The sequence below is a fragment of the Myxococcaceae bacterium JPH2 genome, from assembly GCA_016458225.1.
Taxonomy (GTDB): domain Bacteria; phylum Myxococcota; class Myxococcia; order Myxococcales; family Myxococcaceae; genus Citreicoccus.
The window spans coordinates 168773-192482 of the sequence record JAEMGR010000005.1 but is presented as its reverse complement, the minus strand read 5'-3'; the positions used below and the strand labels follow the sequence as shown (position 1 = coordinate 192482).

Genomic DNA, 23710 nt, shown 5'->3' with positions numbered 1-23710 from the left:
CGCTCGCCTTCGGGCGCGCGGGAGCGCAGCGCAGGGGCTGTCCGTCCTCGGATGGACAGCCCTTTTCCTTTCAGTGCTCCCCTCGTGGGACACGGCCTGCGGCGGCGCGTATCTGACGCGTCAAGTCAGTGACAGCGACGGCACTGCGCTGTTTCTTGCGGGAGCGAGGGCGGCCATAGACTCCGGCGGTCTGTCACCCCACCCCCAAGTGAAGCGGAGCCTTGCCGTGTTCGACACCCTCAAACGCCGAACGTTCCTGCAGGCCGTGGTCGCAGTTGCCGCGAGCACGACCTTTGGTTGCTCTGACGAAGACACGCCCACGGACCAGGGCACGCGCTACTTCCCGCAGTCGCTGTGCTCGGGAGATCCCCGGCCCGACAGCGTGGTGCTGTGGGTGCGCGCGGTGGATCCGGATCGCGCGGGCGCGGACCTGACGGTGCGCCTGGAGGTGTCCACGCGCGATGACTTCAGCGCGCTGGTGTTGGACAAGAAGGACCTGACGGCGCGGGCCGCGACGGACAACACCCTCAGCGTGAAGGTGACGAACCTGTCGGCGCGCACCACGTACTACTACCGCTTTACCTACGAGAAGGACGGCAAGCGGTACACCACCAACACGGGCCGGACCAAGACGGCGCCCGCGGCGGGCGACGACGTGGCGGTGAAGTTCGCCTTCGCCAGCTGCCAGGACTTCATTGGCCGCTACTACAACACCTGGCAGCGGCTGGTGCAGCTCAACGAGGACCTGGACTTCGTCGTCTTCCTCGGGGACTACATCTACGAGACGACGGGCGACCAGTCGTTCCAGTCCGGGGCGGGGCGCTCGGTCATCTTCAGTGATCCGGCCAGCGCGCTGCCGCAGGGCTCCGGGGTGACGGCGTTCCTCGCGGCCAACTCGGTGTCCAACTACCGGGACCTGTACAAGACGTTCCGCTCGGACAAGCAGCTGCAGGCGGTGCATGAGCGCTATCCGTTCATCATCGTGTGGGACGACCACGAGTTCTCCGACGACAGCTGGGGTTCCCACGCCACGTACGAGGACGGCAAGACGGACGAGAACTCGGAGGCGCGCAAGCGCAACTCGGAGCAGGCCTTCTTCGAGTACATCCCGCTGGACCTGTCCACGGGCAACGAGGGCGCCATCGACGTGGGCGCCATTCCCCGCTATCCGGACACGCACATCTACCGTTCGTTCGACTACGGCCGGAACGTGAAGCTGATGGTGCTCGACTACCGCACCTTCCGCCCGGACCACATCATCCCCGAGGACGCGTACCCGGCCTCGGTGGCGGTGGACCAGGCGATGCTGACGGCGGTGCTGGCCTCGCAGCCGGATCCGGTGAAGCAGGCCTTCCAGGCGGACACGTTCGCGTACGTGAACATCGATGACGCGGGCTACGCGCAGCAGAAGACGGTGCTCCAGCAGGCCTATGTGGCGCAGGCGCAGAAGGCGGGCCTGAGCCGGGACGCGGCGGCGGAGAAGGCCGCGACGTGGGTGAAGGGCAACGTGTCGCTCTTCTACGCCAACCAGGTGCTGCAGCAGGTGGGCGCCTCGGCGCTGATGGTGTCGCCGTCGGGCAAGCCGCGCGGCGTGGCGTTCGTGCACATGGGCAAGAGCTCGCTCTTCAACATCCAGGGCTCGCGCTACGTGGTGGTGAAGGACACGTTCGACCTGTACTCGGCGGTGAAGTTCCAGGCCTCTCAGGGCGCCAGCGAGAACGTGCTGGGCACCGCGCAGGAGACGTGGTTCCAGCAGACGGTGCGCGAGGCGTCGCAGACCTGGAAGATCGTCGTCAGCTCCACGTCGCTGTCGTCGCTCATCTGGGACCTGCGCGACAAGACGGACGTGGCGGACCCGACGCTGCGCCAGCGCTTCTACTTCTGCGCGGACCAGTGGGACGGCTTCCCCACCAAGAAGAAGATGCTGCTCAGCGGGCTCAAGCAGAACGTCAACAACGCGCTGTTCATCTCCGGCGACATCCACGCCTCGTTCGCGTCGGTGGAGGAGGGCGTCCCCACGTTGACGACGCCGGCCATCACCTCCAGCTCCATCAAGGGGCTGGCGGGCCTGGCGGTCATGGCCGCGGGCTACAGCGAGGGCTCGTCCGTGTACCGGTACGTCATCACGGAGATGGAGAAGACGCTCCAGAGCGCCAACCCCAACCTCCGCTTCGCCGAGGGCGACGCCAACGGCTTCGTGGTGCTGGAGGTGAAGGCCGACGAGGCGCTCGCCACGTTCCATCTCATCCCGGGCTCCGAGGTGGGCAAGGACTACTCCAAGCGGTCCGCGGAGGAGCTCGCCACGAAGGCCTTCAGCAAGACGTTCCGCGTGAAGGCCGGCGACATCCAGGCCCTCTGAGGCGGCGCTCGCCCTCTCGGGCCGAGTGAACGTGAGGGCCGCGTGGGCAGGTGGCAGGATGCCTCCCGGCGCGGCCCTCGCTCGCACGCGCGGGTCTATTTCGTGGAGACGTCATGCCCCCTGCCAACATCCGCCTGACCCGGGCGCTCCCGGAGCACCTGGACTTCTGGTTGGCCCTGCGCGACGAGCCCACCTCGCGGCGCTTCGTCTCGTCCGACGAGGACTCGCGCGAGTCGCTCCTCAAGCGGCTCGCGGAGGCGAGCTGTGACGTGACGCAGCCTCAGGCGAAGAGCTTTCGCTGGATGGTGGAGGTGGAGGGGACGCTGGCCGGCACCTTGTCCGCGCGCGAGCTGTCCCGGACCCATGGCCGGGTGGTCATCGGGTACATGATCTCCGAGGCGTACCAGGGACAGGGCGTCTGCACGCGCGCGGTGGGGTTGATGCTGGAGCAGCTGTTCACGCTGCCCTTCCTGCAGCGCGTCGGGTTGGTCACGCTCGCGCACAACGCGGCCTCGCAGGCCGTGGCGCGCAAGCTGGGGTTCACCCACGAGGGCACGCTGCGCGGCCACGTGGTGCACGGTGGCGAGCGGTTCGATCAGCAACAGTGGGGACTCTTGCGCGCCGAGTGGCGGGGTGTCCCCGCGCGCTGAGGCGGGGCGTTGGCTGGCGGGCGCGCGGAACGACGGGTCTCTGGGCGGTGTGGGAGGCCCGGGGTATAGAACGCGACGCCATGCATCCCTACGCCGCAGAGCTGTCCCGAGAGCTGGGCATCGCGCCCGAGCAGGTTGACCGCACCCTCGCGCTGAGCGCCGATGGGGCCACCGTTCCGTTCATCGCGCGCTACCGCAAGGAGGCCACCGGTGGGCTGGACGAGGTGCAGATCCAGACCGTGCTGGATCGGGCCTCGGAGCGCGCGGAGCTGGACTCGCGGCGCGACACCATCCTGCGGACCATCGAGGAGCAGGGGAAGCTGACGCCCGAGCTGACCCGGGCGCTGCAGCAGGCGCGCACGCGCACCGAGCTGGAGGACCTGTACCTGCCCTACAAGCCCAAGCGGCGCACGCGGGCGGCCATCGCGCGTGAGAAGGGCCTGGAGCCGCTCGCGGACCTGTTGTGGAAGCAGGAGGGCCGGCGAGGCGAGGACCGGGACTCGCGCGTGCGTCCGTTCGTGGATGCGGGCAAGGGCGTGGAGGACCTGGCGGCGGCGCTGGCGGGCGCGCGCGACATCTGCGCCGAGCGCGTCACCGAGGACGCGGTCCTGCGACGCGAGGCCCGCGAGGTGTGCGCTCGCAAGGGCACGCTGTGCTCGGACGTGGTGGCCGCGAAGAAGGGCGAGACGACCAAGTTCGAGAACTACTACGGCCATGAGGAGCCGCTGTCCCAGGCCCCCTCGCACCGCGTGCTGGCGCTCCTGCGAGGCGAGGAGGAGGGCGTGCTCAAGGTGAAGCTCTCTCTGCCGGATGATGAGGTGAAGGGCCTCCTGGCCGGGCGCGTGGTGACCCGGCCCCAGTCGCTCTTCGCGGACGAGCTGCGCGCGGCGGTGGAGGACGGGTGGGAGCGGCTCATGGGCCCCTCGCTGGAGTCCGAGCTGCGCGCGGAGCTGAAGGCCCGCGCGGACAAGGGCGCCATCGGTGTGTTCGGGGACAACCTGCGACACCTGCTGCTGACCGCGCCAGCGGGGGCTCGCGCGGTGCTCGCGTTGGACCCGGGCCTGCGCACTGGCATCAAGCTGGTGATGCTGGACAACACGGGCGGCGTCGCGGAAGTGGCCACGCTCTACAGCGAGCGCTCGGCGGATGAGCGCGCGCGGGCCGCGAAGGTGCTGGCGGCGGTGGTGCAGAAGCATCGGCCGGAGCTCATCGCGGTGGGCAACGGCACCGGCAGTCGCGAGGCGGAGGGCTTCGTGCGCGACACGCTCAAGGCCATGGGCTCGCAGGTCCCCGTGGTGTCGGTGAGCGAGCAGGGCGCGTCCATCTACTCGGCCTCCGAGGTGGCGCGTGAGGAGTTCCCGGAGCTGGACGTGTCGCTGCGCGGCGCGGTGTCCATCGGGCGTCGGCTCCAGGACCCGCTGGCCGAGCTGGTGAAGATTGACCCGAAGAGCATCGGGGTGGGCCAGTACCAGCACGACGTGGACCAGGGCCTCTTGAAGAAGAAGCTGGGCGAGGTGGTGGACTCGTGCGTGAACGCGGTGGGCGTGGACGTGAACACCGCGTCGCCGCAGTTGCTGGAGCACGTGTCCGGCGTGGGTCCGTCGCTGGCCAAGAAGCTGGTGGCGCACCGGGCGGCGAAGGGCCGCTTCACCACGCGCCGCGAGCTGCTCAAGGTGAGCGGCATGGGGCCGAAGACGTTCGAGCAGGCCGCGGGCTTCCTGCGCGTGCGCGGCCCCGAGCCCCTGGATTCGAGCGCCGTGCATCCGGAGCGCTATCCGGTGGTGGAGCGCATGGCGAAGGACCTGGGCGTGGACGTGGCCGCGCTCGTGGGCAACGCGGGGCTCGTGCGTCAGGTGGACCTCAAGCGCTACCTGAGCGCGGACCTGGGCGCGCCGACGCTCCAGGACATCCTCGCCGAACTGGAGAAGCCGAGCCGGGACCCTCGCGGTGACTTCACCGCGCCGGTGATGCGCGATGACCTGCGCACGCTGGAGGACGTGAAGGAGGGCATGGTGCTCCAGGGCGTGGTGACCAACGTCACCGCCTTTGGTGCCTTCGTCGACGTGGGCGTGCACCAGGATGGCCTCGTGCACGTGTCGCAGATCTCCACGCGCTTCGTGAAGGACCCGTCCGAGGTCGTGAAGGTGGGCGACCGGCTCACGGTGAAGGTCCTCACCGTGGACCTGGCTCGCAAGCGGCTGGCGCTCTCCGTGCGCGCGGTGCAGGAGGGCGGCGCGCCTGGGCCCTCGGGCAAGCCCGCGGTGGCCGGGGCTCATGGCGCGGGGCGGGGCGTGACGACGGAGCGGCCGGTGGCTCGCGGCGCGCCCCCGTCGCGTCCGAGTTCCTCGGGGCCCGGGCGGCCCGCGCCGAGTTCCTCCGGGGGAAATCCCGAGGCCAAGAAGAAGCCGGAGCCCTTCAACAATCCGTTTTCCAAGTTGAAGCGCTGATGCGACCTTGGGGAGGGGCGCCTCGGGGGAGGTCTTCGAGGCGTCCTGCGCTATGGTGAGCGGACATGCGTTGCGACTCCTGCTTGCTCCCCGAACCGGCGGCCCCCGTTCGGCTCTCTCACAACGTGGGCATGCTGTTCATGCGCCGCGAGTATTCGACTGAGGGAGAGCTGTGCCGGAGCTGTCTCAACCGCGCCCTGTTCCATCACACCCTGCGCAACGTCACGCTGGGCTGGTGGGGAACCATCTCGTTCTTCATGACGTGGTACTTCCTCTTCTCGAACCTCGTGAACTACTTCCGCGCGAGGAGCGAGCTGGGGCAGATGAAGCCGCGTGAGGCTCCGCGTCCTCCTGCCTCCGGTGACGAGGCGTTCCGCGTGCTCCAGCCCTTCGAGCACAACATCCGCATGCACTTGCGCATGGGCGACAACCCCGGAGACATCGCTCGCGAGATGGCTCGCATCCATCACGTGGATGCCGCGACGGCCGAGCGCTTCGTCGCGCGCATTCATGCGGCGGAGGACGAGGCCGTCAGCGAGGCGTGACGCCTGGCGGGGCGAGACCCTCGCGCATCTCTTCGCGCGAGGGGGGCGTGGACCGCGTATCGGGCGTCAGCCTTCGAGGGCGAACGGACGGACTTCGGTGCCGAGCGCTTCGGCGCGCTGGCGCAGTCGGGCGAAGCGGTCCGTTCCGTTGCGCGCGTCGAACTGGGCCGCGAGGTCCTTGGACTGCGCATCCACCCAGGTCGCCAGCGCCCGCGTCTCGTAGGCGCCGCCTGATTGATACAGCTCGAAGTCCCGTGGCAGCCGCAGCGTGGCGGTGGCTCGGCCCGCGGACATCACGCGCCCCAGCAGGAAGCTGGCCGCGGTGTAGAAGGTGAAGCGGTCGCGGCGGCTCGCATGCTCCAGCGCCCAGCCAAGGTGTCGCTCGAACAGCGCCAGCCCTCGCTCCAGGTTGTCCGTCAGCCCGAGGAACTCCAGGTGCTCGCCCACCGTGGCGAGAAACTCGCGGTTCTTCGCGATGAGCGCATAGCCGCGCTGATGGCAGTCCCGGGCCTCCTCCATCCGCCCCAGTCGGAACAGCGGATACAGCAGCGTCCCGAAGGTCTGGTGTGGGACCTCGGTGCAGGACTGCCGGCCGTCCAGGAGCGGGCGAGCCTTGCGCAGCGCCAGCTCCCATTCTCCGCGCCGCACGTGGTGATCCAACTCGTCGTCCAGCTCGCACACGCGACAGTCGGTGAGATGGTCTCTCGGCGTCTGGACCCACGCGGACCACAGGCGCTCGGCCTCGTCGACCTCGCCCATGTCCATGGCGGTGAGGTAGCGCAGCTTGAGCATCGCGCGCTTCCCGGCGTTCACTCGCGCGAAGCTCTGCTCCAGGTCATCCAGCGCTGCGGTGATTTGCTGGCGCGAGATGCTGGGGAACTCGTCCAGGAGCCCCACGACCCACTTCTGCTTCCAGAGCATCTCCTCCGGGTCGAAGCGCTTCGGGTCCTTCTTCTGCTGGCCCCGGCACCACGCGAACGCCACCAGGACCTTGTCCGCCGCGCCGCCGAACGTGGCCGCGTCGATGAGTTCCCCGCGCAGCGCGTAGCCTCGGTCGATGTCGCCGTGGAGATCCGCCAGCCGCACGGCCTCCTCGAGGAGCCGCGTCTTGGCGTCACCGTAGGGCAGGTGCTCGGCGCGCTCGAGGAGCGCATCCGCCTCGTCATTCCAGTCGCCCGCCATCAGTGCACCTCCCGCGAGCCCGGGCCGCCATCGGACTCCGGCCCTTCGTCGTCATCCCCGAGCCGCGCGTCGATGAGCCCCAGCAGCCCCTGGTTGAGCAGCGTCATCTCCCGCGCGCTCAGCGGGTGCTGTCCCAAGAGCAGCGACTGGACGTAGAGCATCTCCACTGAGAGCTTCATCACCTCCCGGTCCGGCACCCGCGCCATGCGCCGTACCACGGGGTTCAGGTAGTTGAAGCACAGCCGCGCGTGCTGCTGGCCCTGCTCACCCTCCAGCACGCCCGCCACGACGCCGGCGTACAGGTCGTCCGCTCCCTCTCGCGCTCGCTCCGCTTCCCGGCGGAAGGCCCCTTCCTCGTCCGTGCTGTAGAGCGTGGGCACCTCCGCGGGGAGGAACTTCCGCACCTCCACGCCGCAGCGGAAGGGGAACAGGGCCCGCTCTGCCACGCGCACCAGCGAGCGGACCGCGTGCCGCTCGTCGTCGGTCAGTTCCTCGAAGCTCTGGGGCAGCTCCGCCGAGGAGAAGGGCTCCGCGCGGACCTCGGGGAACAGCTGGGGCAGCCGCTCCAGGAGGGCGGTGTCGTGGGTATAGGCCGCGTTGATGATGCACAGGCCCTGGGCCGCCGCCACGCGCGCCACCTGCCGGAAGCCGTCCAGCGTGGGGGTGTAGCGGACCAGGGGATACGCGCGGCGGTAGTCCCCCAGCGTCATCATCCCCAGCGAGGTCTCGAAGGGGAGCCAGTCGATGACGAGCCGGAAGAAGTCGTCGTCATCCAATGCGAGGGACTTCATGGACAGGCCGTGCAGCGCGATGAGGCGCTGGAGCGCGCGAGGCTCCTCGCGGGCCAGGTCCATCAGGTAGCGCCGCAGCGCGACGCCCAGCGAGGTCCGCGCTCGCTCCAGCACCGCGTCCTCGTAGAAGGACTCGCGGCTGGCGGTGGGCCGCAGCGCGTTGGCGTTCACCACGCACTTCACGAAGAAGGCCCAGTCCGGCAGCAGGTTGTCCGCGCTCTCCGACAGGAGCATCGACTTGAGGTACACGCGGTGCTTCTGCTTCGCGTTGAAGTGCGGCGAGGCCGGGAGCACGAAGGCCACGCCCTGCACGTCTCCGGACGTGGCCCGCAGCGGGATGTAGTCCAGGAAGTCCATGTCGAAGACCTGCCGCCCATAGTCGAGCAGGGCCTTGCGCCGCTCCGAGGGGGACTCGTAGCTCGCGTTCCAGGGAGCGCCGTCCGGGTTGAGGTGCTCGGTCTGCCCTCCCGCCGTCAGGTGGATGGGGAAGGGCAGGAGCCCGCCGTAGTGCAGGACGAGGCTGCGCACGCGCTCGGGGGTGAACCACTCGGCCATGTCCGCGCGGGCCGTGAGGAACACCTGGGTGCCCGGGTGCTCCAGCGGGTGCGCGGCGGGGCGGACGTCGTAGGTGCCGTCGTGGCGGCCTCGCCACTCCAGCGTCGGGCCCGCGCCTCGCGCCGAGCGCGTCACCACGAGCAGCTCGTCGCACACCATGAAGCACGACAAGAGGCCGATGCCGAACTGGCCGATGAAGTCGTTGCGCCGGGCCTCCAGGGCCTCGCGCTTGGAGGACTCGCCGATGGTGGCCAGGAAGCGGTGGACCTCCTCCTCCGTCAGACCCACGCCGTCATCGGTGAAGACGAGGGTGGTGGCGCCGCCGTCCTGCTTCTCCATCAGCTCCAGCCGGATGGCGCCGGAGTGCTGGGGCTCCAGGTGCTGGCGGGCCCGGATGGCGTCCGTGGCGTTCTGGAGCAGCTCCCGCACGTAGACGCCCGGCGAGCTGTACAGGTGATGGGAGAGGAGGTCGATGACCCCCCGGAGGCTGACTTGGAATCGATGGTCCACGTGGAGCGGCAGCGTAGCGCGCGCTCCCCACGGAATGTCGAAACAAGCTTGAGCCCAGGCGGCGCTCCAGGCATCTGTCTGCTCCGAGGCAGCCGGGGGCCCGAGCCCCCCTCGTCCCGCCCGGGGAGTGGTATTCGGCGGGCCGGCCTTTCTCGTCGTTCCAACCCAGGAGCAGACAGCGATGCGGACGAACTTCAAGGCGGCAGTGATGGGCGCGGTGTTGGCCCTGTCGGGGACCGCGATGGCCCAGGGCGCTCCGGCGCAGAAGCCCGCGGCGGCGGCCAAGGCGGCCAAGCCCGCCGGGGAGGCGAAGGGCGCGAAGGGTCCCGCGGCCACCCACGGCAAGACGGAGGTGACGTGGTGGGGCCACGCGGCGTTCGTGGTGCGCACCCCGGGCGGCGCGGTGCTGGCGCTGGACCCGTGGCTCACCAACCCCAAGGCCCCGCAGGGCGCGCCGTGGCCCGAGGCGGTGGACGCCATCCTCGTGACCCACGGCCACTTCGACCACGTGGGCGAGACGCAGGCCCTGGCGCAGAAGACGGGCGCCAAGGTGTTCGGCTCGTTCGAGCTGGTGAACCTGCTGGGCCTGCCCGAGGCCCAGGCCCTGGGCGCCAACCCTGGCGGCACGTTCCGGGTGAAGGACGCGACCATCCACCTGGTGCAGGCGGTGCACTCCAGCAGCTACCAGGCGGATCCCAAGGCGCCGGCCCAGTACGCGGGAGCGCCCCTGGGCTACGTCATCCAGATCGACAACGGCCCCACGCTGTACCACGCGGGGGACACCGGGGCGTTCGAGTCCATGGCGCTCATCGCCGAGGAGTTCAAGCCCAACGTCGCGCTGCTGCCCATTGGCGGGCACTACACCATGGACCCGCAGGAGGCCGCCCACGCGGCGCGGCTCTTGAAGGCGCAGACCATCGTGCCCATGCACTTCGGGACGTTCCCGGCGCTCAGCGGCACGCCCGAGGAACTGCGCGGCGCGTTGAAGAAGCTGCGTGGCGGGGCCAAGGTGCAGGAGCTGGAGGTCGGCAAGGCCACGGCGCTGTAGTCCCAAGGGCCGGTCCCCCGTTGGACAGAAGCGGGGGTGTCCGGCCCCGCTTCTCCGCCTGATGATCGAGCGGAAGGTGGGTGGAAACGCGGAGGCGGCTGGGTTATCTCCCGCCACCCGCCGGGAAATGGGAACCGTGGCGGGCCCGGGGGTGTACCGGTGTCGGCGTGGGACTTCGGCAAGGCGGGTTGGTTGACCGTGCTCCTCGATGAGGCGGTCTCCGCGCACGCGCGCGCGCCCGCTCCGGAGTCTCCCGAGGGCTTCCCCAGCCCCGGCCGAGCCCAGGCGCGGGCGTATCTGCACCGCACCCTGCGGGCCTCGGGGCTCTTGTACGGGACGCCCGCCGAGTCCGCCCTGGCCGAGGGCGCCGAAGCCCCGTCCCCGGACGCGATGGCGGGGCAGCTCTTCCTGGCCGTGGTGCGCACCCTGGCGCGGATGGCGCTGGACGTGGCGCGGCTCGTGGGCGCCCCCCCGGTGACGGGCCGAGAGCCGCTGCTCGTGTTGTTCGCGGTGCTCTCGGGGGAGCTGGACCTGGCGTGCGACATCGACGCGCGGCGGGCCTCGGGGCAGCCGGTGTCCAAGCGGCTGGCGGGCAAGGTGGAGAGCGCCCTCGACAAGCGGGCCCCGTCGTTGGCGGGAGACCCGGTCTACGGGCTGGTGCTGCACAACGGCGCGCAGTACGCGGACGCGCAGCTCTTCTGCCGGCAGGCCATCGACCTGTTCTCGCGGGGCCGGTTGCAGCCCATCATGGCCCGGCGGCGCATCGCCTTCGCGGCGAAGCAGAAGGCGCTGCTGGTGGACGTGCTCACGGCGCTGGCGTGCGTGGACCGGCAGCCATCGCTGCCCGCGCGGCGAGCCATCTTGCGGCAGGTGGAGGGGCTGCGGCTGCCGCACGCGATGGAGTCCGAGCTGAAGGCGGCGGTGCGCCAGTCCTTCGAGCGCAAGCGCGGGGTGCGGGACGTGGTGCGGCGGGTGCGGGGCGTGGACGTGCGCCACTTCCTGCTGGAGCAGACCCTGCTGGCGGCGCTGGTGGACGGGCGCCGCACCCGGCGCGAGCGCTTCTTCATCGACGAACTGGCCGACGCGCTCCACGTGCCCAAGGAGGAGCTGCGCCGGCTGGAGCTGGAGATGGCCGAGTTCTACGCGCGCCACCGCTCGCTGGTGGATGTCTTCACCGTGTCCGACGCGGCGGGCGCCATGGGCGAGGACCTCATGGCGGGCATGCAGGAGACGCTGGAGAAGAACTTCCACCGGCTCATGCAGGAGGCGCGCGAGACGGGCGACCTGGCGGTGTTGCTCACCAAGATGGCGCGCCGCCAGAAGCTCACCCCGGACGAGCGTCAGCGCATGCGCGCGCAGCTCATCGACGTGGCCAAGGCCATCCCCGCGCTGGCCATCTTCGCGGCGCCGGGGGGCATCCTCCTCCTGGCGGCGCTGGCCAAGGTGCTGCCCTTCAGCCTGCTCCCCAGCGCCTTCCAGGACGGGCCCGCCGAGGACGACGAGGAGCTGGGCCCCGAGCGCGAAGCGAGCTGAGGCGGGCCTGTCCGCTCGCCCGCCTTTGAACGGGGCGAGAGCCCCCGTCTGGCCGGCTCCACGCGCACGACCCAGCTTTGCCCGAGGCCCTCGGGCGGCACCGTCCTCCCGAGGGAGCGAGCGGGGCCGTCCACGAGAGGAGCGGGGATGCGCGTGCACGAGCGGGGCGTGGAGATCGCGGTCGCGGGGCGCTTGTTGTCGGGGCGCCTCCAGGTACCCGAGCGGGCCTCCGGGCTCGTCCTGCTCGCGGGCGAGCCGGAGGACGGGCGCGCGGTGGGAGTGCCCGAGCGCGTGGCGGGGACGCTGCATGCCGGGGGACTGGCCACGCTGAGGCTGGCGTTGCGCACGGCGGACGAGTCCGAGGCGGACGCCTGGAGATTGCGCCACGACGCCACGGTGACGGTGCTCGCGCACCGGCTGGAGGTGGCGCGGGATTGGCTCCAGCGCGACGCGGGCTTGTCGCTGCTGCCGGTGGGCTACCTGGGACTGGGGCTCGGCGCGGCGGCGGTGCTGGTGGCGTCCACCTATCAGCCCTTCGGCGTGCAGGCGGTCGTCACCCTGTGCGGGCGGCCGGACCTGGCGGGGGATGCGCTGGCGCAGGTGCGGGTGCCCACGCTCCTGCTCGCGGGGCAGGAGGACGCGGACGGCCACGCGGTCGTCCTCAACGCGTTCGAGGCGCTGCGTGGGCGCAAGGCCCTGCGTTCGCTGCCGGGCCTCTCGCGCTTCCTGGAGGAGCAGCTCCCGTTGGAGGGCGCGGCGCGCATGGCGGGGGCCTGGCTCCACGACTGTTTCCGCGCCGTCGCGGGGCCAGGTGTCCTCGCGTGGTCGGGTGAGCAGGCCTGAGCGGACGCGCATGCGCCACGTGCTGCCTCGCCACGTCACGCACCTGTTCCACCTGGAGGCCGGTCGGCCCGCGTTGCAGGCGGGGCTCCGGGCCGCGCTGGCGCTCGGGGTGCCGCTGCTGGTGTCCGCGCTGCTGCACCGGCCGGCGGCGGCGTGGTCCGGCATGGCCGGGCTCTTCGTGACGCTGGTGGACCGGGGCGGGCCCTACCGCTCTCGCGCCTTGGCCATGGGCACCCTGACGTTGCTGGGCGCGCTGGGTGGCCTCATCAGCGCCATCCCCAGCCCGCTGTGGGTGGACGTCGTGCTCACGTGTTGTTGGGTGACGGCGTGCGGCTTCGCCCGCTGCTACGGCGACACCGCGGGCGTCGTGGGCATCCTCCTGGCCAACCTCTTCGTGGTGTCGCTGGCGCTGCCCGCGCGGGGCTTCGAGGGGGCGCTCGCGCAGGCGGTCTTCTTCGTGCTGGGCGGCGCGTGGGCGATGTTCCTCGCGTTGGTGCTGTGGCCGCTGCGGCCCTATCTGCCCATCCGTCGCATCATCGCCCGCTGCTACCGCGAGCTGGCGGGCTACGCGGAGGAGGTCAGCCGCTGGCCCCTGGAGGGCGTGAAGCCCCAGTCCTGGACGCGCGAGTCCGCGCGGCGCGGCGCCGCCATCCGTCAGGCGATGGAGTCCGCGCGAGCGGCGCTGGGCGCCATCCGCCGACGGAGCCAGGAGCAGAGTGGCCGGGGCGAGCACCTGCTCGTGCTGCTCGAGGCGGCGGATGCCCTGTTCCTGCGCCTGACGGCCTTCGCCGAGGCCCTGGACGCGGCGCCGCATGAGGCCCGCTTCCGCTCCATCCGCGCCGAGGCTCAGGGGGCCCTCGCGGCGTTCGCGACGGATGCCCAGCGACTCGCTGGGGTGCTGGAGGAAGGCGTCGTGCCCGAGCCAGAGGGCGGGACCTGGGACGCGGAGCCGGTGGCGCAAGCCCTGCGCGCGCGAGAGGAATTGGGGCCGATGACGGAGTCCGAGCGCGCGCACGGGCAGCACCTCGTGGCGCTGCTCGAGCGGCTGCGCGAGTACGTCGCCGTGGCGCTGGACGTGGGCACGCGGCTGACGCGCGGAGAGCCCCTGCCCGAGCGGAGCGAGTTGCCATTCTCCCGCCGGCGCATCGCGGGGCCCTCATGGCTGGCTCCGCTGCGCGACAACCTGTCGCCCGAGTCCGTCATCTTCCGGCACGCCATCCGCCTGGGATTGACCGCCGCGGTGGCCACGGGTTTGTGCGAGTGGCTGGGCCTCAATCACGGGTACTGGGTGACCATCACCGTCATCGTGATTCTCCAGCCGTACTCGGGCCTCACGCTCCAGAAGGGGCTGCAGCGCCTCGCCGGCACGCTGGTGGGATGCGCGCTGGCGGCGGGGCTCGCGTACACCGTGCACCACCGCGTGGGGCTGCTGGTCGCCGTCGTGTGCCTCATCGCCGTGTCCGTCAGCCTGCGGCCCATGAACTTCACGGCGTATCAGGTGCTGCTCGCGCCGGCGCTGGTGCTGCTGGCGGAGATTCAAACCGGGGACTGGCGGCTCGCGGGCGTGCGGCTGCTCAACACGCTGTTCGGTGGCGCGCTGGCGCTCGTGAGCGTGCGCCTCTTGTGGCCCAGCCCGGAGCACCAGCGCTTCCCGGAGCGCGTGGCGCGCGTGCTGCGCGCGGACCGGGACTACCTGCGACAGGTGTCCTCGCCCCGGCCGTCGCAGGGGGACGTCAGCTTGCGCGAGGCGCGCCGCCGCGTGGGGCTGGCGCTGCTGGCCGCGGAGGACTCCTTCCAGCGGCTCCTGGGGGAATGGCACGGGCCGCCCGAGCAATTGGAGCCAGCGATGGCCCTGCTCACGTACGCGCGGCGGTTCGGCGCGGCGGTGACGGCGCTGGCCGCCCGCCGCGACTGGCACTCGGACAATGACCTCGCGCCGCTGACCCGCTACGCCAGCGGCGCCTTGGAGGACCTGGCGGAGTCGCTGGAGGACCGCCGCGAGCCCCGTCCGCTGCCACCCGCCCACGCCTCGCCCGAGGGCACGGACGCGCTGTCCCGCACCCAGGAAGAGCGGCTGGTGCGCCAGCTCAGCGTTCTGCACCGCGCCGTGGAGCGCGTGCCCCCGGAGTTGATGACGCTGGGCGAGGGCCTCAGGTCCGCTCGAGCTTGACCACGAGCCGGCGCAGGTCCTCGTTCACGCCGACGAGGTGCGTGTTGCCCTTCTCGTCATCCAGCTGCTTGCGCAGCGCGGGCAGCGTCGAGCGGGCCTGCTTCGCCGTGGCGGGCGTCTCCACCAGCCAGTCCACCGCCTGGATGACCGCGGAGCGGACCTCGGTGTCGTGCTCGCCCAGTCGCGAGGCCAGGGGCGTCACGCTCGCCGGGGCGCCCGAGCGACCCAGCTCCAGCGCGGTGCGCTCCAGCAGCGCGCCGTTCGCCTTCTCCAGCCGCTGCGTCCAACAGCCCGCGTCCTGGGTACAGGCCTGGCCGGCCTCCAGGAGCTGCGCATAGCCCACCAGCGCGTCGCTGCGCTTCTTCCCCAGCGCGGCCGGGTTGTCGCAGCCCGTCTCCTCCGCCTGCTTGCACTCGGCGGTGGTGCGCGCGGCCTCGCCCGCGGCGAGTTTGTCCAACAGTGGACGTTCGCGGGCATCCCCGAGCATGGCCAGCCCCTTCACCGCCACCTCGCGGGCGTACCAGTCCCCGGTGCTCGCGGCCTTCTCCAGCGCGGGCAGGGCGTCACGGCCACCCAGGAGCGTGAGCGCGCGCACGTAGGTGCGGCGCACGGTGGGGTCGGGCTCGACGACCATCGCGGCCAGGGGCTTTACGGCCTCGGTGGCGCGCATGCGGCCCAGCGCGTCCGCCGCCTGCATGCGCACCATCGCCTGGATGCGCGGATCCGCATGCGTGTAGCCGAGCTGGCGCACCAGCGGCTCCACCGCCCTGCGGTCGCGCAGGTCGCCCAGCACCTGCGCTGCCTTCATCGCGTAGCTGGCCGGGTTGATGCCCTGGTTCTTCGCCCAGCTCGTCAGCTCCACGTCCTTGCCCTCCAGCGCGGGGAGCAGGGCGTCCGCGGCGGGCGCGCCCAACTGGAACAGCGCGAAGCTGCTCTCCGCGTAGAAGGACACGCCCCGGCGCTCCTTCGTCAGCATGCGCAGCAGCACCGGCACCGCGCGCGCGTCGCCAATCTGCCCGAGCGCCTCGATGGCCTTGCGGTTGAGGAACGGCTCGGTGGCCTCGTCCGTCGCGAGCTGGATGAGCGGCTCCACCGCCTCGGGCGACTTCATCGCGCCCAACACCTGCACGGCCTCGATGCGCGTGTAGTTGTCCTTCGAGCGCAGGAACGGGATGAGCGCTGGCACCGCGCCCCGGTCCCCGATGCGGCCCAGCGCCGCGACCAGCTCCTTGTTGGCCAACTGCGTGGAGGCATCCGTCGCGCTCGGGTCCAGCGCGGCCTTCAGCGGCTCCACGGACGACACGTCGTGCACGTCCGCCAGCGCGCGCGCCAGCGCTCCTTTCACCTCGGGCTTGTGCTCCGCCGCGAGCTGCGCGTGCAGCATGGGCAGGAAGGTCGCGTTGGCCTTGCCCGAGCTGCGCATCGACTCGATGAGGCGGACCCGGTCATCCGCCCGTCGGATACGTGCAAGGTATTCTTCCCAATAGTCCGGAGTGGCCGGGTCTTTCTTGCACCCGACCAATGCGAGAAAGGACACACTGAGGCACAGCGCGACGAACGAGCGAGACATGCGAGCTCCTTTGCGTACGCGGGGTTGGCGTGTCTTTGGGTGTAGACCTGTCTTGACGAAGGAAGCAAACCACCCGAGGTACCTGGGGTACGCTGGTCAACGACATGTCCGAAGCCACTCGCAACGCGGCGCGTCCGGGCATCGCGCGCCGGACGTACCTGCTCGACCGAGAATTCCAGCTCAAGTACATCCTGCTGCTCGCGGGTCTGGGCGCGGTGAGCATGGGTGTCTTTGGCCTGCTCGCGTGGCGCGTGCAGGTGGCGGCCGAGGCGGGGACGGCGGGCGCGGGGACGCTGCTGGCGCTGACCGCGGTGGGCGTGGTGGGGCTGGGCGGCGTGCTGGGATTGTTCGGCTTGCTCTTCACGCACCGGGTCGCAGGGCCCGTGCACGTGATGAGCCTTTACGTGGCGGCACTGGCGGCGGGGCGCTATCCCCGGCTGCGGCCGCTGCGGCGCGGCGACGAGCTGCGCACCTTCTTCGCGCGCTTCTCGGACGCGGTGGACCGCATCCGTCAGCGCGAGGCGGACGAGGCGCACGTGCTGGCGCAGGCGCTGGGCGCGCTGCGGCCCGTGGCGACCACGCCCGAGGCGCGCGCCGCGCTGGCGTCATTGGAAGCCCTGGAGCTGCGCAAGCGCCAGGCGGTGGATCCGTCCTCGAGCACCTTGAAGACCGTGGCCTGAGCGGCCGCGGTGACCGGAGATACGCACCATCATGAGTCGACCCCGCATCATCTTCATGGGCACGCCGGAGTTCGCCGTGGCGTCGCTCGAGGCCTGCTTCGAGTTGGGTGACGTGGTGGCGGTCGTCACGCAGCCGGACAAGCCCAAGGGCCGAGGCAACGCGGTGACGGCGCCCCCGGTGAAGGAGCTGGCGCTGGCGCGGGGCGTCCCGGTGCTCCAGCCCACCAAGCTGCGCACGCCGCCGTTCGTCGAGACGCTGCGCCCGTACGCGCCAGACATCTGCGTGGTGACGGCGTATGGCCGCATCCTGCCCAAGGACGTCTTGGAGCTGCCCACGCGTGGCTGCGTCAACGTGCACGCCTCGCTCCTGCCGCGCTTCCGGGGCGCCGCGCCCATCCAGTGGGCCGTGGCCCATGGCGACGCGGAGACGGGCGTGGCGCTGATGGTGATGGACGAGGGGCTGGACACCGGGCCGGTGCTGGCCGTGAAGCGGCAGCCCATTGCCCCGGACGAGACGAGCGCCACGCTGCACACGAAGCTGTCCCGGCTGGGCGGAGACCTGCTGCGCGAGTCGCTGCCCGCGTACCTCCGAGGCGAGCTGAAGCCCGTGCCCCAGCCGTCGGAGGGCATGGTGCTGGCGCCCCTCATCGAGAAGGAGGAGGGCAAGCTGGACTTCACCCGCCCCGCGGTGGTGCTGGAGCGGCGCCTGCGCGCCTTCACGCCGTGGCCCGGGGCCTTCACCACGCTGGGCGGCAAGGTGCTCAAGGTGCACCGCGTGAAGGTGGGCGCGGGGCAGGGCGCTCCGGGCACGGTGCTGGCGGCGGGGCCGGGGGGCGTGGAGGTGGCGACCTCGGAGGGCTCGCTCGTGCTGCTGGAGCTGCAGCTGGAGGGGAAGCGGGCGATGAGCGCGGCGGACTTCCTGTCCGGGCACAAGCTGGCCCCGGGCACTCAGCCGTTCGGGACGTGACGGGGCGCGGTGGCGGACATGTCGAGGAGCGAGACGCGGATGTCGATGACCTTGCTGGTGTTGCTCGGGCCGAACCTCCCCCTCCAGGGCGAGCGTGAGGACGTGGCGGGGGGACGGCTGTCGGACCTGGAGGCGGCGCTGCGCGAGAAGGCCCGGGCGCTGGGCCAGACGCTGAAGGTCGTGCAGTCGAACCATGAGGGCGTCCTGCTCGACACGATTCACGCCGAGCGCCAGGCCGTGGCGGGCATCGTCATCAACCCCACGAGCCTCTTCGGCTCGTATCCGCTGAAGGAGGCGCTGGAGCTGGTGGGCGTGCCCGCCATCGCGGTGCAGCTCAAGCCGCCGGCGCGCGAGTCCGTGGTCGCCGAGGCGTGCGCGATGGTGGTCGAGGGCTCGCGTGGCTTCGAGCCCTACCTCCAGGCCCTGGAGACGTTCGCGAGCGGCGTCTTCACCCCGACGGGCGGGAAGCGCGAGCCCGTCGATGCGCCGGTGGGCAAGACGCTCGGACGCAAGGCGGGGGCCGCGGGGACCAAGGCCCCGCCGGCCCGTCCCGCCGACGCGACGAAGGGCAAGACGCTGGGCCGCAAGGCCGCCGTGGACAGCGCTCCTCCGGGGGCGCGGGCGGGCAAGACGCTGGGGCGCGGGACGAAGGGCGCCGAGGTGCCGCCGGGCTACCTGACCCGGGCCGAGGTGCGTCGGAAGATCGCCGACCGGCTGTCGGGCATGCTGAGCGCCGCGGAGCTGGCCACCTGGGCGCGGACGCAGTATCAACAGCTCCAGCGCGGCGCCCCCGCCGAGAGTGGCCACCGCGAGCTGCTGGAGGACATCCTTCAGAGTCTCACCCTCTCCACGGTAGCGGCGACGCGCTTGAGGGATGAGCAACTCGTGGACCTGATGACCCGGTTGGAAGAAGGATGAACGCTCGCGCCCTGTCGATCCTGGTGCTCGCGCGCGTGCGCGCGACGGACGCGTACCTCAACGTGGTGCTGGACACGCTGCTGTCCGAGTCGCCGCTCAAGGACCCGCGCGACGCGGCGCTCGCGACGGAGCTGTGCTACGGCGCCACGCGCCGGCAGATGGCGCTGGACTACGCCATCGCGCGCTTCGCGGACCGCAAGCTGGACGCCCTGGAGGACAAGGTCCTCGCGGCCCTGCGCGTGGGGGCCTACCAGCTCTTCCACACCCGCGTGCCCGCGCGCGCGGCGGTGGCGGAGACGGTGCAGGCCCTCAAGGACGTGGGCCTCGCGCGCGCGGCGGGCTTCACCAACGCCATCCTCCGCAAGCTGTCCGAGCTGCCCTCGGCGCCCCTGCCGTCCCCGTCCGACCCCGTGCAGTACCTGTCCGTGCGCGAGAGTCACCCGCGCTGGCTGGTGGAGCGCTGGGTGCGGCAGTTCGGCCGTGAGCGCGCCGAGGCCATGCTGGTGGCCGACAACCAGGCCCCCGCCGTGGTGGTGCGCGCCAACACCTCCAAGGTGACGCGCGACGCGCTGCTGGCCCAGTTTCGCGAGCAGGGCGTGGAGGCGCGCGCCACGGACATGTCCCCCGTGGGCATCGTGCTGCCGCCCGTGGGGCGCGTGGAGGACGTGTACGGCTACGCGGAGGGCCTCTGGCAGGTGCAGGACGAGGCCGCGCAGCTCGTGGGCGTCTACGGCGCCCTCCCCGAGTCCGCCCGCGTGCTGGATGCGTGCGCGGCGCCCGGCGGCAAGGCCTGCCATCAGGCCGAGTCACACGACGTGGTGGCGGTCGACCTGCACGCCCACAAGCTGCGCAAGATTGAGTCCGAGGCGAAGCGCCTGGGCCTCCTGTCGCGACTGAAGGCGCATGCGCACGACGCCTCCGAGCCCTTCCCCGAAGCGTGGGGCACCTTCGACGCGGTGATGGTGGACGCGCCGTGCTCCGGTCTGGGCACGCTGCGCCGTCACCCGGAGCTGCGCTACCGCCGACAGGAGTCGGACGTGGCGCGGCTGGCCACCCTCCAGCGTCGCATCCTGGAGAACTGCCAGGAGGCGGTGCCGCCCGGCGGGCTGCTGGTGTACGCGGTGTGCACCCCCGAGCCGCAGGAAGGGCAGGACCAGGTGGACATGTTCCTGCGCAGCCATCCGGAGTGGACCGCGGAGCCGCCGGTGCTCCCGGGCCTCAAGCTGCCGCTGGCGCAGGCGTGGCTGCGCACCCTGCCAGGCCCGGAGGGATTCGATGGATTCTTCGCCGCGCGCCTGCGCAAGCTCTACTGACCTGTCTTCCCGCGAGAGGCCGTCTCCATGAGTGTCGCGCGCTCCCTCGTCGTGCCCGCCCTGGCGCTGGCCCTCTGGGCCCCGTCCGCGTGGGCCCAGAAGAACAAGCCGGCTCCGGACGCCTACGTGCCGGCGCCCGCGGCCAGCATCCCGGGCTACTCCGAGTCGGTCATGCCCTGCGAGATCGTCCCGGTGGACACCGCGCCGCGGGTGACATGCAAGGACGGGCTGCTGGACGGCAAGTCGCTGCGCGAGCTGGCCATCCTGCGCAACACCATCTTCGCCCGCTACGGCTGGGCGGGTTACCGCAAGCCCTGGCTGAAGGAGCACTTCTTCCAGCAGCCGTGGTTCAAGGCCGACCCGAAGTTCACGTACAAGCGCCTGTCCGACGCGGACCGCAAGAACGTGCACTTCATCGCCGTGCGCGAGCAGTCCTATTCCGAGCGCGAGCTGCGCTGGATGCAGAACGACGTCTACGCCCGCGCCGGCAAGACGTGGAACGACGTCTACGAGTGGGTCCTCAAGGATGGCCGGCATGTGAAGGGCTGCGACGAGCCCCAGGAGCCGCTCAACGAGGACCTGCCCTGCGTGGAGATGCGCTGCGAGACGGGCGAGTCCATGGCGTGCCACTACAAGGCCGAGCACTGGTACCGCCCGGATCCGAAGTACACGGACGCCAAGCTGACGGCGGAGGCGCGCATCGAGCTGGGCCTGTTGAGCCGCGCGCTCGGGGGCTACGCGAGCGACTCGGGCAAGCTGGAGACCTCGCAGCAGTCGTTGGAGCGGGTGCTGAGTGTCACGGAGCTGCGCCAGCTGTCGCTGCGCGACCTGCGCCTGCTCCGCAACACCATCTACGCGCGGCGCGGACGGCCCTTCAAGAGCAAGGTCCTCCAGGCGCACTTCGCGGAGATGGGCTGGTACAAGCTGGACCCGACGTACACCGACGCGCGGCTGACCGAGAATGATCAGCGCAACGTCAACCTCATCCGCTCGGTGGAGAACGAGTTCGGTGGGCCCCTCAAGGACGAGGATTGGCTCATCGACCCAGCGACAGACGTGGCCTGATAAGGCCACCGCCGCCCCGTGAGGGCGGCACAAAAGAGCAGCGAAGAAGTCAGTCTTCCACGGGGAGCTGTGAGGCCTGCTTGAAGGCCTCCAGCACCGCCGCGGACGCGCGGTCCAGGTACTTGCCCTTGCGGATGAGCAGTCCGATGGGGCGGGACACGGGCCCTTCCGCGAACGGCTTGGCCACCAGGGTGCCCTGCTTGATCTCCGACTGCGCGGTGGAGACCGGGAGGATGGCTACGCCCAGGCCCATCTCCACGGCCCGCTTGATGGTCTCCACGTTGTCCATCTCCATCACCGGCGTGATGTCGATGTTCTTCTCGCGGAACAGGCGGTCCAGCGCCTTGCGCGTGGGGGCCTCGCGGTCGAACGCGATGAAGGGCACGCCCGACAGCGCCGTGACGCTCACCTTGGCCTTGCTGGCGAAGGCGTGGTTGGGCGCGCACACCACCGCGAGCTTGTCGTCGCGGAACGGGTGGATGTCCACGCCCGCGCGCGGCTGCGGATAGGCGACGATGCCAATCTCCGCCGCTCCCAGAATCACGTCGTCGTAGACCTGATCATTGCGCCGGTAGTTCAGGCGCATGTTCACCTTGGGGTGCGTCTTCAACAGCTGCTTCTGCACCTGGTTCAGCTCATGCAGACCCACCGAGTAGATGGTGGACACGGTGGTCGCGCCCTGCACCTCGGTGGCCTGCTCGCGAATCTCCTGCTCCACCTCCGCGAAGCGCGCGAGGATCTCCTTGCATCCCCGGAACAGTCGCTCGCCCGCCGGCGTCGGCGTCACCTGCCGAGCGCTGCGCGACAGCAGCTTCTGCTCATACCGGTTCTCCAGCGCGCGGATCTGCTGGCTCACCGCGGACTGCGTCACGTGGTTGAGCTGCGCCGCGCGAGAGAACGAGCCGGTCTCCACGACGTCACAGAACATCTTCAGGGATTCGAGCTGCATAAGGCCGTCTCCTACCCTCAAACCTAATGACTGGGCCACAAGTAATTAGTGAACCTTCCTCGCGCTGAAAATCCGACAGCGGGGTGCCTGGCCTGTCCGGCCGTTCAGCACCCGAAGGACGGCTCACGTGGGCGTCAAGGTCGAAGGGGGTTCATTCGGGGGAAGGGGGGCCCGGCCGCGGGCCAGGACGATGAGGGCGGCGCCGAGCGCGATGAGCGCTCCGCCAGAGAGTGTCTGGAGCCGGCCCAGGTCGCGGGCGGACTCGCTGAGGAGCTGGCACTCGGGGGCGGTGAGGTCCGTGCAGTCGGGCGAGCCGAAGACGCCGCGCACGCCCACCACCAAGAGGCCCACGCCGCCGAGCATCAGGCCCGCGGCAAGGCCGAGGACGGCCGCGCGCAGGACACCGGAGACCCTGGAAGTGGCCGAGGGCATGGACGCGCGCGCTATAGCCGGGCGGCGAGGCAAGGGCAACGGGGCAGGTGTCCCGCGTATGCTCCGCGCCCATGCGAATCCTGTATGGAGTCGTCGGCGAGGGGATGGGCCATGCGACGCGCTCGCGTGTGCTGCTCGAGGAGCTGACGAAGGAGCACGAGGTCCACATCGTCGTGTCCGGCCGGGCGCAGGACTACCTGGCCAAGCGCTTCCAGAACGTGCACGGCATCTGGGGCCTCACCATTGCCTATGAAGGCAACTCGGTGAAGAAGTGGCAGACGGTGCTGCAGAACCTGTCCGGCGCGGTGAAGGGCTGGCCGCAGAACGTGCGCCAGTACTTCGAGCTGGTGGAGGAGTTCCGCCCCGACGTCGTGGTGAGCGACTTCGAGACGTTCAGCTATCTGGTGGCGAAGAACCACCGGCTGCCCGTCATCAGCGTGGACAACATGCAGGTCATCAACCGCTGCAAGCATGACCCGATGCTGCTGGCGGGGCACGAGGACAGCTTCGAGGCGACGCGCGCCATCGTGAAGGCGAAGCTGCCCGGGGCCTTCCACTACCTGGTGACGACGTTCTTCTATCCGGAGCTGCGCAAGCGCCGCACCACGCTGGCGCCTTCCATCCTCCGGCCGGACATCCTGGCGGCGAAGTCCGAGCCCGGCGAGCACCTGCTCGTGTACCAGACGGCGACGACCAACACGGCGCTGCCAGAGATTCTCAAGCAGTCCGGCGTCCCGTGTCGCGTCTATGGGCTGCGGCGCGACCTCACCGAGGACTGGGTGGATGGCAATCTCACCTACCGGCCCTTCAGCGAGGCGGGCTTCATCAACGACCTGCGCACGGCGCGCGCGGTGGTGGCGGGCGGGGGCTACACCCTCATGAGCGAGGCGGTGTACCTGCGCAAGCCGATGCTGAGCCTGCCGGTGGGCGGCCAGTTCGAGCAGGTCCTCAATGCCTTGTACCTGGAGCGGCTGGGCTACGGCATGTATGTGAAAGCCCTCACCGTGGACGCGCTGAATGAGTTCCTCCGGCGCGTGCCGAAGTGCCAGGAGGCCCTCGCCGGCTACGAGCAGGACGGCAACACGCGAATGATTGCCGCCCTGCGCGAGCAATTGGAGCGCGCCTACGAGCACCGCGGCCACTGGCGCATGGAGATGGCCGAGATGGACGGACAGGACTGAGT

General features: G+C 70.7%; 19 protein-coding genes. 14 read left to right on the top strand and 5 right to left on the bottom strand.

What is annotated here, in order from left to right; all coding sequences use genetic code 11:
• The first annotated feature begins 226 nt into the window (after positions 1 to 226).
• The 4 genes from JGU66_09695 to JGU66_09680 all read left to right on the top strand — a co-directional run bounded on the left by JGU66_09695 (position 227) and on the right by JGU66_09680 (position 6001).
• Positions 227 to 2359, top strand: coding sequence for an alkaline phosphatase D family protein (locus tag JGU66_09695; GenBank protein MBJ6761036.1), 2133 nt, complete (start codon positions 227 to 229; stop codon positions 2357 to 2359).
• Positions 2360 to 2472: 113 nt separating this feature from the next.
• A complete protein-coding gene (locus JGU66_09690) occupies positions 2473 to 3009 on the top strand; it encodes a GNAT family N-acetyltransferase (GenBank protein MBJ6761035.1) in 537 nt (178 codons plus the stop codon).
• Positions 3010 to 3089: 80 nt separating this feature from the next.
• Complete coding sequence (locus JGU66_09685; protein ID MBJ6761034.1) at positions 3090 to 5456, top strand: RNA-binding transcriptional accessory protein; 2367 nt, start codon at positions 3090 to 3092, stop codon at positions 5454 to 5456.
• 65 nt (positions 5457 to 5521) lie between these two features.
• Positions 5522 to 6001 carry a hypothetical protein gene (locus JGU66_09680; protein ID MBJ6761033.1) on the top strand — a complete coding sequence of 160 codons (480 nt, stop codon included), beginning with the start codon at positions 5522 to 5524 and terminating at the stop codon, positions 5999 to 6001.
• Positions 6002 to 6067: 66 nt separating this feature from the next.
• On the opposite strand, the gene JGU66_09675 is transcribed toward JGU66_09680, so the two are convergent.
• Positions 6068 to 7183: a hypothetical protein gene (locus tag JGU66_09675; GenBank protein ID MBJ6761032.1), complete on the bottom strand. Its 1116-nt coding sequence runs from the start codon at positions 7181 to 7183 to the stop codon at positions 6068 to 6070.
• The gene (locus tag JGU66_09670; protein ID MBJ6761031.1) at positions 7183 to 9039 is read right to left on the bottom strand and encodes an HSP90 family protein; all 1857 of its coding nucleotides are present in this window, start codon (positions 9037 to 9039) and stop codon (positions 7183 to 7185) included. The genes JGU66_09675 and JGU66_09670 overlap by 1 nt, the downstream gene beginning before the upstream one ends.
• A 181-nt stretch (positions 9040 to 9220) precedes the next feature.
• On the opposite strand from JGU66_09670, the gene JGU66_09665 reads away from it, so the two are divergent.
• From JGU66_09665 to JGU66_09650, 4 genes are all read left to right on the top strand, one after another.
• On the top strand, positions 9221 to 10087 hold the full coding sequence (locus JGU66_09665; GenBank protein MBJ6761030.1) for a metal-dependent hydrolase: 867 nt from the start codon (positions 9221 to 9223) through the stop codon (positions 10085 to 10087).
• A gap of 159 nt (positions 10088 to 10246) precedes the next feature.
• On the top strand, positions 10247 to 11620 hold the full coding sequence (locus JGU66_09660) for a hypothetical protein (GenBank protein ID MBJ6761029.1): 1374 nt from the start codon (positions 10247 to 10249) through the stop codon (positions 11618 to 11620).
• A 147-nt stretch (positions 11621 to 11767) separates the two neighbouring features.
• A complete protein-coding gene (locus JGU66_09655; protein MBJ6761028.1) occupies positions 11768 to 12463 on the top strand; it encodes a hypothetical protein in 696 nt (231 codons plus the stop codon).
• Between the two features lie 10 nt (positions 12464 to 12473).
• On the top strand, positions 12474 to 14633 hold the full coding sequence (locus tag JGU66_09650) for an FUSC family protein (GenBank protein MBJ6761027.1): 2160 nt from the start codon (positions 12474 to 12476) through the stop codon (positions 14631 to 14633).
• On the opposite strand, the gene JGU66_09645 is transcribed toward JGU66_09650, so the two are convergent.
• A complete protein-coding gene (locus JGU66_09645) occupies positions 14614 to 16203 on the bottom strand; it encodes a HEAT repeat domain-containing protein (protein MBJ6761026.1) in 1590 nt (529 codons plus the stop codon). The genes JGU66_09650 and JGU66_09645 overlap by 20 nt on opposite strands.
• A 104-nt stretch (positions 16204 to 16307) precedes the next feature.
• Here JGU66_09645 and JGU66_09640 point away from each other — a divergent pair, with 104 nt between their 5' ends.
• Genes JGU66_09640 through JGU66_09620 form a run of 5 tightly spaced genes read left to right on the top strand, consistent with a single transcriptional unit; the run spans position 16308 to position 21146 of the window.
• Positions 16308 to 16883, top strand: coding sequence for a signal protein (locus JGU66_09640; protein ID MBJ6761025.1), 576 nt, complete (start codon positions 16308 to 16310; stop codon positions 16881 to 16883).
• Between the two features lie 31 nt (positions 16884 to 16914).
• A complete protein-coding gene (locus JGU66_09635) occupies positions 16915 to 17850 on the top strand; it encodes a methionyl-tRNA formyltransferase (protein MBJ6761024.1) in 936 nt (311 codons plus the stop codon).
• 45 nt (positions 17851 to 17895) lie between these two features.
• Complete coding sequence (locus tag JGU66_09630; protein MBJ6761023.1) at positions 17896 to 18768, top strand: 3-dehydroquinate dehydratase; 873 nt, start codon at positions 17896 to 17898, stop codon at positions 18766 to 18768.
• Complete coding sequence (rsmB, locus tag JGU66_09625) at positions 18765 to 20081, top strand: 16S rRNA (cytosine(967)-C(5))-methyltransferase RsmB (protein ID MBJ6761022.1); 1317 nt, start codon at positions 18765 to 18767, stop codon at positions 20079 to 20081. Before JGU66_09630 ends, rsmB begins: the two co-directional genes overlap by 4 nt.
• Before the next feature lie 27 nt (positions 20082 to 20108).
• Entirely contained in the window at positions 20109 to 21146 is a 1038-nt protein-coding gene (locus JGU66_09620; GenBank protein MBJ6761021.1) for a YARHG domain-containing protein, read from the top strand.
• A 49-nt stretch (positions 21147 to 21195) separates the two neighbouring features.
• Here the strand turns inward: JGU66_09620 and JGU66_09615 are convergent, their stop codons facing one another.
• Together JGU66_09615 and JGU66_09610 are read right to left on the bottom strand one after the other, a co-directional pair.
• On the bottom strand, positions 21196 to 22095 hold the full coding sequence (locus tag JGU66_09615; GenBank protein ID MBJ6761020.1) for a LysR family transcriptional regulator: 900 nt from the start codon (positions 22093 to 22095) through the stop codon (positions 21196 to 21198).
• Positions 22096 to 22218: 123 nt separating this feature from the next.
• Positions 22219 to 22527: a hypothetical protein gene (locus tag JGU66_09610; protein MBJ6761019.1), complete on the bottom strand. Its 309-nt coding sequence runs from the start codon at positions 22525 to 22527 to the stop codon at positions 22219 to 22221.
• 71 nt (positions 22528 to 22598) lie between these two features.
• Between JGU66_09610 and JGU66_09605 the strand changes: the two genes are divergently transcribed.
• Entirely contained in the window at positions 22599 to 23708 is a 1110-nt protein-coding gene (locus tag JGU66_09605; protein MBJ6761018.1) for a teichoic acid biosynthesis protein, read from the top strand.
• The last annotated feature ends 2 nt before the right edge of the window (positions 23709 to 23710 follow it).